The organism is Streptomyces sp. NBC_01264 (assembly GCF_026340675.1).
GTDB lineage: Bacteria > Actinomycetota > Actinomycetes > Streptomycetales > Streptomycetaceae > Streptomyces.
On record NZ_JAPEOX010000001.1, the window covers coordinates 36,202 to 52,925 of the forward strand.

Here is a 16,724-nt window from a genome sequence, read left to right on the forward strand (position 1 = left end):
GCCTGAAGATCATCCCATCCCGCACCGACAACGTGACGGGGCCTGTCAAAGGGTTTCGCTGAGCGAGTCCGCCAGGCGGCGCCGGGCCGTCTGAGTCGCCGGTACTGCCGCAGCCGCCACCGCGCCCAGCACCGATCCTGCGATCACCGTCAACAGCACCGGCAGCGGAGGCAGTTGGGCAATCCCGGCGCCGATGCCACTCGATGCGCCTTGGGTGTCCACCAGCCAGGTGCCGGACAGGACGCCCAGGCCTGTGCCCGCGAGCGCGGCGACGAGCGCGGTCAGGCCCGCGGCCGTCACGATCATCGCGCTGATCTGCCGGGGCGTGAGCCCTATCGCCTTCAGAGCGAGCAGGTCGCGCGCCCGGTCGCGTACGCCCGCGCCGATCAAGGTCAACAGTTCGATCAGTCCGATGAGGGCCAGTACGGCGATCAGAGCCCCGATCACCCCGCGTGCCGGTTCCAGCCGGCCGGCCGGGTTGGGTGTCTCACGGATCTCGAGGGTTCCGCCGACGGGCGTGGCGAGTGCGCCGCTCACGGCCCGGGGGTCGGCACCGTCGCGCAGTTCCAGGGCGTGGTAGGCGGGACGCAGCTGCGGGTCACTCTCGCGCAGTGCGTCGAGGGTCGTGGTGATCACCCGACCGCCGGATTCGGGCTCGATGGTGCGGCCGACGAGGTGCAGGATCTGCGGCCGCCCGCCGACCGTCATCCGTACCCAATCGCCGACCCGTACGCCGAGGAGGTCCAGGAGGCCCTGGCCGGCCACCGCCTCGTCGGGTCCGGCGACCGCGCGCCCTTCCACCACCGCGGAGGGGTAGGGCTGCCGGGCCGTGCCGAGTCCACGCAGCGTGATGGTGCCGGTCTGGCCGGGGATGAGCGCCGCCATCTCCGCGCCCGGATGGAAGGCCTCGATGTCCGGAACGGCCGCGAGGGCGCTCTCCAGCTCCGGGTCCGACGGACCGGCGGGCTGCTCGGCCCGAACGGTCAGGGCAGTGGCAAGCCCCATCTGCGCGGGGCGGCTGCGGAACTGGTCCAGGGTCGACCAGGCGACGAGGGCGACCGTGATGAGCATAAGGGGCAGCGCCAGCCGGGCCAGCGGTACCAGGGTCCGGCCCCGGCGGGGGAACGCTGCGCGCCATCCGAGGACGAGGGCGGGCGGTACCCCTACGCCGAGTGCCCGTTTCCCGAGCCCGGTCATCGGCGCGGCGGACGGCAGCGCGGCCCGGGCCACCGGCACCGGGGGCACTCGTCCGGCCCGCCAGGCCAAGAGTCCAGAGGAAGCCGCGATCAGCAGCACCGCGCCGACGGGGATGCCGATGATCAGGGCGGTGTGGCCGGGCAGGTCCTGCCACACGGCAGCAGCCTCTCCGATCCGCCCGGGTATCCGGGCGCCGAGCAGGGCGATCGCCGCGGTACCGAGGGCCACCCCGAGGAGCACGAAGGCCAGATGCTGGACCAGGAAGCCGCGCGCGACCTGGCCCGGAGTGAAGCCGATCGCCTTGAGGACGGCGATGTCCCGGAGCTGGCCGCGGACGCGGGCGCCGATCGCCCCGGAAGCGGCCAGGGCGGCTGCGAGCAGGGCGCCGAGGCCGAATACGGCAAACATCGCGCCCAGGAGGCGGTCGTCGCCGCCCGCGTCGGCGCGGGCCTGCTGCCACTTGGTGACCTCGGCCACCCGGTCGGCGCCCAGTACGGTGACCGCGCGCTGGACGATGAAGTCCGTGTCGTCCGGGTCCTCCAGGCGCAACCCCACGCTCTGCCCGGTGTCTCCGCGGGCGATCTCCTCGAGCGTGGCGGGGAGCACCCAGCCGACGCCCGCGGCGCCGCCCGGCTGGAAGCGGGGTTCGGCGACGTCGGCGGTCCCGCTCACCCGCAGCAGGTGCGCGGTGCCGTCCGGGCCGGTGACGCGTAGGGTGTCGCCGGGCTCTGCCCAGAGAGCCCGGGCGACCGACGTCTCCAGCACGACGGAGCCGGCGAACTCACCCGAGCCCGTGCCCGGGGCGGGGCCTTCGTCCGGCGCCTCGAGCCAGCTGCCCGCGCCGACAAGCGGCCGTCCGGTCTGCGGGGGCTCCACCGAGGCCGCGCGGAGCGTCACCTCGGCGCGCGCGCCGCGGGACTCCACCGTGGTCGCCGCTGTGCGGTAGGGCCCCGACAGTGCCGCGACTCCGTCCACACCGGACAGGGCGTCCGTGTCCGCGCCGGCGCGGGTGTGCAGCCAAATGTGGGCGCCGTGGGACTGGTTGAAGACCCGCTGCCAGGGGTTCGCGGCGTAGCCGAAGAGCGCGCCGGCCAGCAGGAGCGAGCCAATGACTCCGGCGCTGGCGAGGACGACGAAGAGGGCTTCGCCGCGGTGTGCACGGAAGTCGGCCTGCGCCCAGCGCAGGGTGGCCCGCACGGTCACTCCTTCAGTTCGAGTACGCCGGAGACACCGCTGGCCGGGCCGGGACGACCTCCGCCGAGCTGTGCGTCGTCGGCTATCCGGCCGTCGAAAAAGCTGATGACGCGGTCGGCGGCGCTGGCCATCCGAGCGTCGTGGGTGACCATCATGATCGTCTGGCCGCGCTGGTGGAACCTGGTGAGCAGCCGCAGCACCTCTCGGGTGCCCTTGCTGTCGAGGCTGCCGGCCGGCTCGTCGGCGAGCAGCAGCCGGGGGTGGTTGACCAGGGCGCGGGCGAGCGCCACCCGCTGCTGTTCGCCGCCGGACAGCTCTCCGGGCATGGACTGCTCGCGGCCTTCGAGTCCGAGTTCGGCGAGCAGTTCGGCGCGGGAGTCGCGGGCAGCCTTCGGGGAGACGCCGGCGAGCAGGGCGGGCAGTTCGACGTTGTCGGCGACGGTGAGGTTGGAGACGAGGTTGAAGAACTGGAAGACGACGCCGATGCTGCGGCGCCGCAGCACGGCCCAACGGGCCTCGCGGTATGCGTCGACCCGTTCCCCGTCGAGCCAGAGCTTGCCGCCGTCGGGCCGCTGGAGGCCGCCGATCAGGTGCAGCAGCGTGGACTTCCCGGCTCCGGAGGGTCCGGTGACCGCGACGAACTCGCCGGGCTGGACGGACAGGTCCACGCCGCGGACGGCGGGCACCGGGGCGCCTTCGCCGTGGTGCGTCTTGGTCAAGCCCTCGGCGCGAACGATGGGAACGGCGGGGCGGACGATGGGCACGGCTGGAGCGGCGGTGGCGTCGTCGCTCATTCCAGCTCCTCCTGACAGCGTTCCAGCCAGTCGAGGTCGGCCCGCAGGTGCAGCATGGCGCCCTCGATCAGCAGTTGGGAGATCTTGTTGTCGCGGTCCTCGGCGGCGGCCAGCTTCGACAGGTCCCGCATGGTGTTGAGATACTGGCGCCGCTGCTTGTTGATCAGGGCGATCGGATCGGCCAGACCCGACTGCGGTGCGAGCGCCAGTTTCATGAAGAACTCGTCCCGTACCCGGGGTTCCTCGGCGGTTTCCTCGAACCACGCCAGTACGGCTTCACGCCCGGCGTCCGTCAGCTTGTACGTGCGTTTGTTGGGTCGGCCGGACTGTTCGACGTCCTCGCCTTCGATCAGGCCGCTCTTCTCGAGTCTGCCGAGGGTGACGTAGATCTGGCCTACGTTCGGCTGAGGGTACGCGGCGCCCAGGAGCTTCTCAAGGTCCTGCTTGAGTTCGTAACCATGCGCAGGGCTACGGGTGAGGAGCGTAAGGAGCGCCAGCCGCACTCTCTCCCCCTCCTTCCCGCTCCGTAGTCAACCGTTCACTGGTGCCAGGCCGGATGTCGCCGACGGCTGTCCTGTCTGCCTGGACGTCTAGTATCGCCCATGCCTAACGGGTATATATAGGCCACGATGATCGGCAGTGCAGCCGGATCGCGCTCTGGGAGGAATCTATGCGGTGGATGCGTGCCGCGGGTAGAGCCCTCCTGGTGGTGGCGGTCGTGCTGGCGGGGTACTCCGGTCTCGGCGTGCGCTCCGACGCGGGCGCCGCCTCCGATGCCCGCGGCCCGCTGACGCTCGTGACGGCGGGCGACCTGACCGACTACCTCGGTCCGCTCCTCGACGACTGGAACGAGAGCCGTCCCGACGAGCGTGTGAGTCTCATCGAGCTGCCCGACTCGGCGGACGAGACCAGGGCCCAGATGATCAGCGAACTGCGATCGGGACGCGACCGGTTCGACGTGCTGAACATCGACGTGGCCTGGACGTCCGAGTTCGCGGCGGCCGGCTGGATCTTGCCGCTCGAACGGGACCGGTTCCCGCTGGACGCGTTCCTGCGGCCGGTCGTGGACACCGCGACCTTCGACGGACGACTGTACGCGGTCCCCTACGTCACGAACGCGGGCCTGCTCTACTACCGCAAGGACATCCTGGACCTCGCGGGCGAGCAGCCGCCGCGGACCTGGTCCGAACTGGCCCGCCAGGCACGCACGATCGCGCCGCGGTACGGGCTGGACGGCTACGCCGGCCAGTTCCTCCCCTACGAGGGGCTCACCGTCAACGTCACCGAGGCCGTGCACTCGGCGGGCGGTTCGGTCCTGCGTAACGACGGCGCCCGCGTCGCCGTCGACTCCGACGGGGCGCGCGCCGGGCTGCGGTTCCTCGCGGACGGGGTGCGGGAGGGCTGGATCTCCCGCGAGGCGCTCGGCTACAAGGAGGAGGAGTCGCGCAAGGCGTTCCAGGACGGCCGGTTGCTCTTCCTGCGGAACTGGCCCTACGTGTACGCGGACGCGAGCGCGGTGGGGTCCAAGGTGGCGGGCCGGTTCGGCGCCGTGTCGCTGCCGGGCGCCGACGGTCCCGGCACCAGCGTGCTGGGCGGCTCCAACCTCGCGGTCAGCGCTCACACGCGTCATCCCGCGTCGGCGGCCGACCTGATCTCCTACCTCACCAGTGAACGGGTGCAGCGACGGGTCCTCACCGAGGGCTCGCTGCCACCGGTGCGCGCCGCGCTGTACGAGGATCCCGAGCTGGTGCGTGCCTATCCGTACCTGCCGACCCTGCGCGAGAGCGTGCTGTCGGCGGTGCCGCGCCCCAAGAGCCCGCGCTACGACCAGGTGAGCCTCGCCGTGCAGGCGGTGGGGCAGGACGTGATGGCCTTGCGCCAAACACCGGACGAGGCGGTAGCGCGGCTGGCGCGCGAGCTCGGGGCCATTTCCCGCACAGGCTGATCGCACTTCTACACCTCCCCGAAGACTCCTACTTACATGTTAAGTAGGAGTCTTCTTTCGTGCACCTGGTCATTCTGTGGCAAACCACCGCAGCTTTCACCTGCTTCTGGATTCATCATTGACATCTTCCAGTCAGCACTACTTAACATGCATGCATAACAGCGCACCTGATCCAGGGCGCTCTCGCATTCAGAGACAGGTCGACGCGAGATGCTCAGCACCCTTCCGGCCGGTACCGGTCACCCCTCCCACAGCGCCGCCCCTTCCGCGCCTTGGTGGCGCGACGCGGTGATCTACCAGGTCTACGTCCGCAGCTTCCTCGACAGCACCGGGGACGGCGTCGGCGACCTCGCCGGCGTACGCGCCGGGCTTCCCTACGTGAGGAAGCTCGGTGTCGACGGCATCTGGCTCAGCCCCTTCTACCCGTCGCCACAGCACGACCACGGCTACGACGTCGCCGACTACTGCGGCGTCGACCCGGTCTACGGCGACCTCGCCGAGTTCGACCGGCTGGTGTCCGACGCCCACCGGCTCGGGCTCAGGCTGCTGCTCGACATCGTCCCCAACCACTGCTCCAGCGAGCACCCATGGTTCCGCGAAGCGCTCGCCGCGGCGCCTGGCAGCGCCGCACGCTCCCGCTTCCACTTCGCTGCGGGCCGCGGCCCCGAGGGCGAGGAGCCGCCCAACAACTGGCACGCCATGTTCGGCGGCCCAGCCTGGAGCCGGACCACCAGAGCCGACGGCACCCCCGGGGAGTGGTACCTGCACCTGTTCACACCCGAGCAGCCGGACCTGAACTGGCGCGATCCCGTCGTGGGCGACGACTTCGAGCGCGTGCTCCGCTTCTGGCTGGACCGGGGCGTCGACGGCTTCCGCATCGACGTCGCCGCCGGGCTCTTCAAGCACCCCGAGCTGCCCGACTCGGACGACCCCGCCGCAGACGAGCGGGCCCGCGACGCCGTCAACCAGCTGGCCTGGAACCAGCCCGAGGTGCACGGCGTGTGGCGCCGCTGGCGCTCGGTCTGCGAGGAGTACACCGCCCGGGACGGTCACGAGCGGCTGCTCGTCGGCGAGGTGTCCGTACCCACCGCACGCGAGCACGCCGAGTACGTCCGCCCCGACGAACTGCACCAGGCGTTCTTCTTCGACCTGCTCAGCGCGCCCTGGGACGCCGATTCCTTCCGTACGACGATCACCGAGGCGATCCGCGACATCGCGGCCACCGGCTCCACCGTCACCTGGGTCCTCAACAACCACGACCAGGTCCGGACGGTCACCCGCTACGCCGGCGAACCCGGGGTCGAGGGCAGCGGACTGGGAGCGGCCCGGGCCCGCGCCGCCGCCCTCCTGATGCTCGCCCTGCCCGGCGCCGCCTACGTCTACCAGGGCGAGGAACTCGGCCTGCCCGAGGTCCTCGACCTGGCCGACGAGGCCCTCACCGACCCGATCTTCCGCCGTACGGGCAGCCGCAAGCACGTACGGGACGGCTGCCGCGTACCCATGCCCTGGTCCGGGCACACCTCCCCCTTCGGCTTCAGCCAGCAGACGGCCGGCGTCAAACCGTGGCTTCCGCAGCCCGAATGGTTCGCCGAGCACGCGACCGACCGCGCCCTGGCCGACACCCGTTCCTTCTGGCACCTCTACCGTGACGGCCTCCAGCTGCGGCGCACCCTGCCGCAACTCGGCGACGGCACCCTGCGCTGGCTGGACTCGCCCCCGCAGGTACTGGCCGTCGTCCGCGGTGACGGCCTGATCTGCGCGGTCAACTTCGGCACGGAGCCCGTGCCCGCGCCGGTCCCCGGTACGCCGCTGCTCGCCAGCGGGCCCTGTCCCGACGGGGTGCTCCCCGCGGCGACAGCGGCCTGGTGGGCGGGCGAGTACCCGGCTCCCGGCCCGGCGACCCCGCAGCCGTAACGCCCGCAGCCCTACCCGGCTGCCACACCCCCTCGGCCCTGTCACCCCGCAATCCCCGTGCAGCCCCTCTCCAGCCCAGGACCTCCCCGAAAGGACCCGTCATGCGACGACCCGGCAAGACGACCCGCCGCAGTGCCGCCACCGCCACCCTCGCCCTCGCCCTCGGCACCACCGCCTGCGGCGGCGCCACCGGACCCGCGAGCGGCGGTGAGCTCAGCGGCCAGACCGTCACCGTGGCGGGTGTGTGGACCGGCGCCGAGCAGCAGAGCTTCACGAAGGTCCTCGACGCCTTCACCCAGAAGACCGGTGCCAAGACGGTCTTCGTCCCCTCCGGCGACAACGTCTCCACCTTCGTCGGAAGCAAGATCGAAGGCGGGGCCGCACCCGACGTGGTGATGGTGCCCCAGGTGGGCGTGCTCCGGCAGTTCGCGAAGAAGGGCTGGCTCCAGCCCCTGTCCGACCAGACCTCCCAGACGGCCGGATCCACCCTCGCGCCGGTGTGGAAGAACTACGGCACCGTCGACGGCACGTACTACGGCCTCTACTTCAAGGCCGCCCACAAGTCGACCGTCTGGTACGCGCCGGAGGCCTTCGCCCAGGCCGGCGTCACCGAGCCCAAGAGCTACGGCGACATGCTGAAGGCCGGCCGCACCCTCGCGGACTCCGGCCGCCCGGCCTTCGCCATAGCAGGCGAGGACGGCTGGACCCTCACCGACTGGTTCGAGAACATCTACCTCTCCCAGGCCGGACCGGAGAAGTACGACCAGCTCGCCCAGCACCAGCTGAAGTGGACCGACGAGAGCGTGGTGCGGGCCCTGACCACCCTCGGGGAACTGTTCAAGGACAAGCAGCTCGTCGCGGGCGGCGCCCAGGCGGCGCTGGGCACCGATTTCCCCTCGTCGGTCGCGCAGGTCTTCGGCCCGGAGCCCAAGGCGGGCATGGTCTACGAGGGCGACTTCGTCGGCGGTGTCGCCAAGGGGCAGTTCGGCAAGAAGCTCGGGCAGGACGCCAAGTTCTTCCCCTTCCCCTCGGTCGACGGCGGCCGGGCGCCGGTGGTCAGCGGCGGTGACGCGGCGGTCGTCCTGAAGGACGGCAAGAACGGCAAGGCCAGCATGCAGTTGGTCGAGTTCCTGGCCAGCGCCGAAGCCGCCGAGGTCTGGGCCGGCGCGGGCGGCTTCCTGTCCCCGAACAACGAGGTCGACTTGGCCTCATACGGCGACGAGACGACGCGCGACACCGCCAACTCGCTGATCTCGGCGGGCAATTCGATCCGCTTCGACATGTCGGACCAGGCCCCGGCCGCGTTCGGCGGCACCAAGGGCGCCGGTGAGTGGAAGCTCCTCCAGGACTTCCTGCGCGACCCCTCGGACCCGCAGGGCACCGCCGCCAAGCTCGAGGCCGAGGCCGCCAAGGCCTACGGGAACTGAGGCGACCGCCATGGCTGACATCATGACCAACCGCCCAGCCACCGGTCGCCCCGCGGCCGGCGGTCGGCGCCTGGCGCAGCGCAGGAAGCGCCGCCTCGCGTTCGTCTTCGTCCTGCCGGCCCTGCTGCTGCTCGGCGCGCTGGTCGTCTACCCCGTCCTCTTCTCCTTCGGCCGCAGCCTCTTCGACGCCGACGGCGACCGGTTCGTCGGAGCCGCCAACTACGCGGCGATCGTGCAGGACCCGGCCACCCTCAAGGCCATCCGCAACAGCGCGGTCTGGGTCGTCGTCGCCCCCACCCTGCTCACCGGGCTCGGGCTGATGCTCGCTGTCCTCACCGAGAAGGTGCGCTGGGCGACCGCGTTCAAACTGGTGCTCTTCCTGCCGATGGCCGTGTCGTTCCTCGCCGCGGGCATCATCTTCCGACTCGCCTACGAACAGGACCCGGACCGGGGAGTCCTCAACGCCGCCGCCGTCGCCGTCCACGACGGCTTCGACGACGACGCCGCCTATCCCACGGCCCGGCCTCGGGAGGGCCACGGCCTGACGGGCAGGGCGGGCCGCCCCTACAGCACCGAGGCGACCGTACGGCCCGGAGACTCGATCGGCCTCGGGTTCATCGGGGTCGCACCCGACGCCATGCCTGCCGGCGCGCAGACCGCCTCCGACCCGGCGGGCACCGCGCCCGGCGCCGACGCGATCGGCGGCGTCGTCTACCTCGACTTCGCCCCCGGCGGGGCGGGCACGCCGGGCCGGGTCGACCCGGGCGAGAAGGGCTTGCCCGGAATGAAGGTCGAGGCCGTACGGGACGGCCGGGTGGCCGCCGCCACCACCACGGCCGAGGACGGCTCCTTCCGTTTCGCAGGACTGGCCGACGGCGACTACATCGTCCGGCTGCCCGCGGCCAACTTCGAAGCCCCGTACCAGGGTGTGAACTGGCTCGGTCCGGCGCTGGTGACGCCCGCCATCATCGGCGCCTACCTGTGGGTCTGGACCGGCTTCTCGATGGTCTTGATCGGCGCCGGCCTCGCCGCCATCCCGCGCGACGCACTGGAGGCCGCCCGCATGGACGGCGCCACCGAGTCTCAGATCTTCCGCAAGATCACCGTGCCGCTCCTCGCACCAGTGCTCACCGTGGTCTTCGTGACCCTCGTGATCAACGTGATGAAGGTCTTCGACCTCGTGTGGATCATCGCGCCCGGGCCGGTCCAGGAAGAGGCGAACGTGCTGGCAACCCGCATGTGGATGGTCTCCTTCGGCGGCGGCGACGACCAGGGCCTCGGCAGCGCGCTCAGCATGGTGCTCCTGCTCCTCGTCGTCCCGGCGATGGTCTTCAACGTCCGGCGTTTCCGAAGGAGTGGAGCATGAGCGGCCACAGCACCGTCGAGCGGCATGGCGCGTCCCGGCGGGCGGCGAAGGTCCGGCCCGCCGCACCGCCCTCTCCCCCGTCTCTCTCCCCTACGTTCCGGTCGTCCACGCCCGGGCGGCGCGGAGGCCGCATCTCGCGCCTCCTGGGCAGCTCCGCCGTCCAGGGCGTCCTGATCCTGATCGCCCTCGTATGGATCACGCCGCTGGCGGGCCTGCTCCTTTCCTCGATGCGCTCCGAGCAGGACAACGCCACCGACGGATGGTGGACGGCGCTCACCGACCCCTCTCAGCTGTCCCTGGACAACTACTCCGCCCTGCTGAGGGATTCCGGCATCGGGGCGGCCTTCTGGAACACCGTCCTGATCTCCGTGCCGACCACCGTCCTGGTCGTCGTCATCGCGGCACTCGCCGGATACGCCTTCGCATGGCTGGAGTTCCCCGGCCGGGACGGGATCTTCCTGGTGGTCGTCGGGCTCCTCGTGGTGCCGGTGCAGATCGGGTTGCTGCCCGTGGCGAAACTCTTCGGCGCGGTGGGCCTGTTCGGGACGATCGCGGGCGTCGTCCTCTTCCACGTCGCCTACGGACTGCCGTTCGCGATCTTCCTCCTGCGCAACTACTTCGCCGCGATACCGCGCGAAATGCTTGAGGCCGCACGGATGGACGGCGGCAGCGAGTGGCGGATCTTCTCCCGCCTCGTGCTGCCGCTCGGCCGCCCGGCCATAGCGAGCCTGGCCATCTTCCAGTTCCTCTGGGTCTGGAACGACATGCTCGTGGCACTGCTCTTCGCGGACAACGAGTCCCAGCCGCTCACGGTCGCACTGCAGTCCCAGATGCGGCAGTTCGGAAGCAACATCGGCGTCCTCGCGCCGGGGGCGTTCCTGTCCCTGGTGGTCCCGGTGATCGTCTTCTTCACCTTCCAGCGGCACTTCGTCCAGGGCGTGATGGCGGGCTCGGTGAAATAGCCACCGTAACACGCGCCGTACAGGCTTCCGTATGCGCACGCATACGGAAGCCTGTACGGCCGCCGGTGCGCGGCGTCGGCAAAGCCTCACTCACGGCTGTAGTACCGGCAGCCGGCCTTGTCACGTTGTCGGCTGCATGATCGTTTGATGGTGGATCAGAGTGTGGTGGGGCCGGGGCGGGGCTGTGCTTCAGGCCGTGGCGGGCATGCCGGCGGCTCCGGTGATGTGGTTCCAGATCGTGAAGCGGATCATCATTTCGAAGCGGTGGCGGCCGGCGGTCATAAGGTGGCGGTGGGGTCTGAAGTGGGGTGAGATCCCGGTGAACGCGGACAGGAACCGCTGCGCGGATCCTGGGCTGCGGAACCCCTTCATCGCCCGTTCCCGCTGCCTCGTAGGCTGGTGCGAGTTCTCCGCCCGGTTGTTCAACCCCTTGTGCGCACGGTGCTCGACCGAAGGCATCACCTCCCGGTGCGCAGCCCCGTACGACTTCAGCTTGTCCGTGACGACCACCCTCGACACTCGCCTGGTCGTGGTGAGGAGCCGGCGGAAGAAACGCCTGGCCGCAGCCTTGTCACGACGGCTCTGCACCAGGATGTCCAGGACGTTCCCGTCTGCATCGACCGCCCGCCACAGGTACTTCTGCACCCCGCCGACTTTGACGAACACCTCGTCGAGATGCCATTTATCGCCGGGCTGCGGACGCCGTCGGCGCAGGGCGTTGGCGTAGGTCTGCCCAAACTTCAGGCACCACCGGCGGATGCTCTCGTGGGACACGACTACGCCGCGCTCGAGCATCATCTCCTCCACCTCACGGAAGCTGAGCGGGAAGCGGAAGTACAGCCACACACAGTGCGCAATGATCTCCACCGGGTACCGGTGATTCGCGTACGACGGCACCACAGACGACACGAGCGAGCCCCTCCGGACACCGACAACCCGAAGATCATCCCAGACGCCCGGACAACGTGACAGTGCCGTCCAAGGCCGGAATGCGGTGGGTGTGATGGGCGTCATCATGGCCGCCGGCCTCGCGGCCGGCTGCCTGTGAGGGACACTGCGCCCGGGGTACTCGGGGTACTCGGGGTACCCCGGGGCAGAGTGGCGGAGGGTGTCAGGCCGGGGTGATGTTCTCGGCCTGGAGGCCCTTTTGCCCCTGGCCGATGTCGAACGTGACGGCCTGGCCTTCCTGGAGCTCGCGGTAGCCCGAGGAGTTGATCGCGGAGTAGTGGGCGAAGACGTCGGGGCCGCCGCCGTCCTGGGCGATGAAGCCGAAGCCCTTCTCCGCGTTGAACCACTTCACAGTTCCCGTAGCCATGTCCATGCCTTCCAGTCGACGAAACGCCTCCCGCAGTCTGCGGAGGCGGAGGTGATCGCCCTGGTTCCTGCGGCACAGCACAGCAAAATGCCCACACCTACGGCGTGGGCAAGGGGGACTTCCGAACCACGACAGCTAACGCAGACGCTACAGGCCACGACTGCCCGTCACCAGGGGAAACGACACGTCATCACCGAGGCGGGGCCCGCCGGATTCCCGGCGGGCAGGTCCATCAAGCTACGGTGGGGGAACCCGTCGACGTGGCGTTGCGCCGGTACTCGGCGTTGATGCGCTGGGCCTCTTCGAGCTGGTCTTCGAGGATGACGATGCGGCAAGCCGACTCGATGGGTGTGCCCTGGTCGACGAGCTCGCGGGCGCGGGCGGCAACACGCAGCTGGTAGCGGGAGTAGCGGCGGTGGCCGCCGGCGGAGCGGAGCGGGGTGATGAGGCGGGCTTCGCCGAGTGCCCAGAGGAACCCCTGGGTGGTGCCGAGCATGTCGGCGGCCCGGCCCATGGTGTAGGCGGGGTAGTCGTCGTCATCGAGACGCCCGTACGAGTCGTCTGCTGTCATTGAACCTCTCTCGTGGAACGCGTGGAGGGGCCCTGGCGCCATAGGCGCCAGGGCCCCGAAGGAACTGACTACACCATCTGCCGGCCCTGGGACTGCGCCGGCGTTCTGTGTCCGCGTGTCCGACCGGAATGCTGTCGGGGGTGCGGGGATCGCGGTTGCTTGACCGGAGACCACCTAGTCTCTCGATGTCCTGCGGTACCCGGACTCAACACTCCGTCCGGGCGATCCTGATGATGCTTCGGTTCCTCCGTTCATCCCTCTGGGATCACTTCACTTGCCAAACCGGTACTGCTCTTACGGCGGTACTGCACCTGCGGGTACTGCTGGTGATGCGAACTGCTGCGGCCCGTCCCGGCACCGCCCTTCGGCAGCCAGCCCCGTCGCCCGTCCTGGAGCAATAGTCAAGAGTTGTGGATCAGCTGAGGTGGTTCATGCCGCGAGGGTCTCGTCCTGATCGACGAGGTGACCGTTCTCGAAGCGGTTGCCGGCTCGGACGAGGGCGACGAGGTGGGGTGCGGTGACCGCGCGCCAGCGGGCCTGGGCGGATTCCACGAGCTTGAAGACCATGGCGAGGGCGGCGGTGGGGCTGCCGGCGCCGCGGGTGACCTTGGTCCGGAGCTTGACTGTGGAGAACGTTGATTCGATGGGGTTCGTGGTCCGCAGGTGGATCCAGTGCTCGGCGGGGAAGTCGTAGAACGCCAGCAGCTCGTCGACCTCGCCGGTGATCTTCTTCACCGCCTTCGGCCACTTCGCCCCGTACGTCTTCTCGAACGCGGTGACCGCCTTCTGGGCGTGGGTGCGGTCCTCGGCGTTGTAGATTTCCTGGAGGGCTTTCCTCGCGCCGGGCTGCGCGGATTTCGGCAGCGCGTTCATGACATTGCGGGTTTTGTGAACCCAGCACCTCTGATGGCGGGCGGCGGGGAACACCTCCGCCAGGGCCCGCCACAGCCCCATTGCCCCGTCGCCGGTGACCAGGACCGGGTCGCGCATGCCGCGCCGGCGGCAGTCCCGCAGCAGATCCGCCCAGGACTCGGTGGACTCCCTCAGCCCCTCGGCGATCGCGATCAGCTCCTTGGTGCCGTCGACGCGGACGCCCATCAAGACCAGCAGGCACGAATGGGTCTGGGACAGACGGATCTTGGGGTGGATGCCGTCGGCCCACACATAGACGTAATCGGTTTCCGCCAGGTCACGGCGCTGGAAGACGGCATGATCTGCTGTCCACTGCTTCGTCAGCCGGGTCACCGTCGCCGGTGACAGGCCGGCCGTGCCGCCGAGGAACTGCTCGAGTGCGGGCACGAAGTCACCCGAGGACAGGCCGTGGAGGTAGAGCAGGGGCAGGACCTCGCTGACCTTCGGGGACTTCCGGCACCACGGCGCGAGGATCTTCGAGGAGAACCGTTCCCGCTCGCCGGTCCCAGCGTCGACTCGTTTGTCGTTCACACGCGGCGCGGCCACCTCGACCGGTCCCGCGGCCGTGGTCACCGACCGGGGCCGGTGACGGCCGTTGCGGACCACCAGCCTCCGGCCCCGCTCGTCGTGCTGGCCAGCGAGCTCGGCTATGTACTGCTCGACCTCGGCCTCCAGGGCTGCCGCGAGCATCCGCCGGGCGCCCTCCCGGACGATCTCGTCGATCAGAGAGATACCAGACTCGGTGGTGCCGTCTTCGTTGACTACGCTGAGCACGGGCGTGCCTTCCCGACCCGCGCTCGAACGCGGGCCCATTCGGTGACCATGAGTCGATCACCCGGGAAGGTACGCCCTCCGCATCCCACGAGGCACCCCGCCCCAGGCCGATCCACAGGTTCCGAGCATTGCTCCCCGTCCTGCGTCTGCTCTGGCTTAGAACCCCACTGCCGAACCTCCCGGTGCCCGCATCCACACTCGACGCGTTCACCGAGGTACCGCCACCTGCGTTAACCGCGGTCCTGCTGACGGCGGCCCCTGATGACCGCAGGCCGCCCGGTCCGGCCGTCAGCCCCGTCGCCATCCTGCACAAACCCGGCTTCAAGACTCCACGGCCACCCCGCGCTGCTGAACTGCAACTGCGTACTGCTGCCGGGCAGTTCATCTCTGCCCGACCCTTCTGTCTTCCTGGCTACGAGAGAAACCATAACCACAGGAGCAACGAATGTCTACTCCAGCCAGCACAGATTTTTATGTACTTTCGGCTGAGGAATCCGGGTTCCTCGTGCGGAGATAATTGAACATGGCGGGGTTCCCCAGGCACGGCCCAGGGCACATCACGCGGGGCGGGACACGGCATCGTCAGTCAGCGACCCGGCGGAGCACCTCATAGACACGACGCACCTCGACCCGGCGGCCGCACTCTCCACCGACAGCGTCGCCCAGACGCGCGAAGCGACCCGCGACTTCCTTAAGGCGCTGTCGCCGGCCGCGGACACGGATGTGGCCGACAGCGTGGTCCTAGTCGTCTCCGAACTCGCTGCCAACGCCCTGCGCCACGGCGGCGGCACCTACGCTCTGCGGCTGACCGCGCACCCCACCACCATCGAAGTCGCCGTCGAAGACCCCAGCTGCCAGCACCCGCACATACGCACCCCCGACCTGCACCACGGCGCCGGCGGATTCGGCTGGCACATGGTCAACGACCTCGCCCACCACGTAGTCGTCACCCCCACACCCCAAGGCGGCAAGACGTTCCGCGCACTACTCCCCCGATAGGGCGGGTTGAGGCGGAGCCGGCCGGCCGACAGGACGGCCGTGGACTGCGATGCGCCCACCGGCCTCCGTGTAGATGGCGGACGCAGCCACGTCACGTTCCGGAGGGTGTGACCGCACGCTGTCGGGCACGAGGTCGCCGAGGTCCAACGAGCAGGGGTCCGGTCAGCCGCGGTGGAAAAGGTCGGGATCGCGTGAGCGGTGCCGGCCTGTCGCCGGACCGCCGGATCCTCCCAGAGCGGGAACCTCCCGGCCCTCCTGGAGCCATTGCCGTTCCACAGCGTCGTAGATCGGCGAATCCGACACCAAGCTGCCACCCAGCCCCAGCCCAGGCCCCGTGGAACACCTTGGTGCGGGAACGTTTCTCTGGTCCATGACCAGCCCAACGACCCGTACGGGACACCGTGGCGGGCCGTGATCCACCCGTCACCTCACAGGCGTCGCGCGGGTGACGTGCGCGCAGCACTCCCACGCCGTCGGCGGGCAAGCTCGGCGAGACCGGTCGGCGTGACCGCGCCGGTCACCGAATCGCGGTTCACCGATCCTGAAGGCCGCGGTGAGTTTCTTCGCGGCCGAGCTCGACCGGCCACACACACGCTCGTAGCGTTCATTGCCGAGCACCGGGACCGCTTCGGCGGAGTCGAGCCGATCTGCAGGATTCTCACTGAGCACGACTGCAGCATCCACCCGTCCACCTACTACGCCCACGTGAAGGGGCAGCCCTCCGCGCGGGCCGTGCGCAACGCGGAGCTGACTGAGGTCCTCAAGCAGATCCACCGCGAGAACTACGGCGTCTACGGGGTCCGCAAGATGTGGGCCGCCCTCAAGCGGGCCGGCGACCCTGACGTGGCCCGCTGCACCGTCGAGCGGCTGATGAAGGCCGCTGGCCTGTCCGAGGGCGGTACGCGGCAAGAAGGTCACCACCACGGTCCAGGACGCGGACCAGCACGTTCAGCGGGCCCCGGACCGGGGGCCTTGACCCCGGGTTTTGGACACCGGCGAGACTTGGATCTTGATGGTCCAGGAGAACGGAGTCCCCGTGGGATGAAGCACTATCCCATCGAGTTCAAGGCGGACGCGGTCGCGTTGTACCGCTCGAGGCCGGGAGCGACGATCAAGTCCGTCGCGGCCGATCTCGGGGTGAATACCGAGACGTTGCGGAACTGGATCCGGGCCGCTGACGGGCGCCGACCCGGCGCCCACTCCGTGCCGCCGGCCGCCAAGCAGGCCGACGGTGATGACGTTCAGGCGGAGCTGGCCGCGGCACGCAAGAGGATCCGCGAGTTGGAGGAGGAACGCGACATCCTCCGCAAGGCGGCCCGGTATTTCGCGACGGAGACGCGCTGGTGAGGAGCCG

The 16,724-nt window shown here is 69.8% G+C and carries 14 protein-coding genes; 7 read left to right on the forward strand and 7 right to left on the reverse strand.

Going from position 1 to position 16,724, the window contains the following annotated elements:
• Positions 1-45: 45 nt before the first annotated feature.
• From OG435_RS00210 to OG435_RS00220, 3 genes are read right to left on the reverse strand one after another with little or no spacing between them, the layout of a single operon-like run.
• Positions 46-2,394 carry an ABC transporter permease gene (locus OG435_RS00210; protein WP_266874702.1) on the reverse strand — a complete coding sequence of 783 codons (2,349 nt, stop codon included), beginning with the start codon at positions 2,392-2,394 and terminating at the stop codon, positions 46-48.
• Positions 2,395-2,396: 2 nt separating this feature from the next.
• Entirely contained in the window at positions 2,397-3,185 is a 789-nt protein-coding gene (locus OG435_RS00215; protein ID WP_266874703.1) for an ABC transporter ATP-binding protein, read from the reverse strand.
• Positions 3,182-3,688 carry a PadR family transcriptional regulator gene (locus OG435_RS00220; RefSeq protein ID WP_266874704.1) on the reverse strand — a complete coding sequence of 169 codons (507 nt, stop codon included), beginning with the start codon at positions 3,686-3,688 and terminating at the stop codon, positions 3,182-3,184. Before OG435_RS00220 ends, OG435_RS00215 begins: the two co-directional genes overlap by 4 nt.
• Positions 3,689-3,855: 167 nt before the next feature.
• On the opposite strand from OG435_RS00220, the gene OG435_RS00225 reads away from it, so the two are divergent.
• From OG435_RS00225 to OG435_RS00245, 5 genes are all read left to right on the forward strand, one after another.
• A complete protein-coding gene (locus OG435_RS00225; protein WP_266874705.1) occupies positions 3,856-5,130 on the forward strand; it encodes an ABC transporter substrate-binding protein in 1,275 nt (424 codons plus the stop codon).
• Between the two features lie 210 nt (positions 5,131-5,340).
• Positions 5,341-7,044, forward strand: a complete 1,704-nt coding sequence (locus OG435_RS00230) for a glycoside hydrolase family 13 protein (protein WP_266874706.1) — start codon at positions 5,341-5,343, stop codon at positions 7,042-7,044.
• Positions 7,045-7,145: 101 nt separating this feature from the next.
• Complete coding sequence (locus OG435_RS00235; protein WP_266874707.1) at positions 7,146-8,471, forward strand: ABC transporter substrate-binding protein; 1,326 nt, start codon at positions 7,146-7,148, stop codon at positions 8,469-8,471.
• 10 nt (positions 8,472-8,481) lie between these two features.
• Positions 8,482-9,837: an ABC transporter permease subunit gene (locus OG435_RS00240; RefSeq protein WP_266874708.1), complete on the forward strand. Its 1,356-nt coding sequence runs from the start codon at positions 8,482-8,484 to the stop codon at positions 9,835-9,837.
• Positions 9,834-10,799 carry a carbohydrate ABC transporter permease gene (locus tag OG435_RS00245; protein ID WP_266874709.1) on the forward strand — a complete coding sequence of 322 codons (966 nt, stop codon included), beginning with the start codon at positions 9,834-9,836 and terminating at the stop codon, positions 10,797-10,799. The genes OG435_RS00240 and OG435_RS00245 overlap by 4 nt, the downstream gene beginning before the upstream one ends.
• A 189-nt stretch (positions 10,800-10,988) precedes the next feature.
• On the opposite strand, the gene OG435_RS00250 is transcribed toward OG435_RS00245, so the two are convergent.
• From OG435_RS00250 to OG435_RS00265, 4 genes are all read right to left on the reverse strand, one after another.
• Positions 10,989-11,708, reverse strand: a complete 720-nt coding sequence (locus OG435_RS00250; RefSeq protein ID WP_266874710.1) for an IS6 family transposase — start codon at positions 11,706-11,708, stop codon at positions 10,989-10,991.
• 202 nt (positions 11,709-11,910) lie between these two features.
• On the reverse strand, positions 11,911-12,114 hold the full coding sequence (locus tag OG435_RS00255) for a cold-shock protein (protein ID WP_266874711.1): 204 nt from the start codon (positions 12,112-12,114) through the stop codon (positions 11,911-11,913).
• 232 nt (positions 12,115-12,346) lie between these two features.
• The gene (locus OG435_RS00260) at positions 12,347-12,685 is read right to left on the reverse strand and encodes a MerR family transcriptional regulator (RefSeq protein ID WP_266874712.1); all 339 of its coding nucleotides are present in this window, start codon (positions 12,683-12,685) and stop codon (positions 12,347-12,349) included.
• A gap of 429 nt (positions 12,686-13,114) precedes the next feature.
• The gene (locus OG435_RS00265) at positions 13,115-14,371 is read right to left on the reverse strand and encodes an IS256 family transposase (RefSeq protein ID WP_266874713.1); all 1,257 of its coding nucleotides are present in this window, start codon (positions 14,369-14,371) and stop codon (positions 13,115-13,117) included.
• Between the two features lie 609 nt (positions 14,372-14,980).
• Between OG435_RS00265 and OG435_RS00270 the strand changes: the two genes are divergently transcribed.
• Together OG435_RS00270 and OG435_RS00275 are read left to right on the forward strand one after the other, a co-directional pair.
• A complete protein-coding gene (locus tag OG435_RS00270; RefSeq protein WP_266881481.1) occupies positions 14,981-15,370 on the forward strand; it encodes an ATP-binding protein in 390 nt (129 codons plus the stop codon).
• 504 nt (positions 15,371-15,874) lie between these two features.
• Positions 15,875-16,717, forward strand: a complete 843-nt coding sequence (locus tag OG435_RS00275) for an IS3 family transposase (RefSeq protein WP_266874714.1) — start codon at positions 15,875-15,877, stop codon at positions 16,715-16,717.
• Positions 16,718-16,724: the final 7 nt, after the last annotated feature.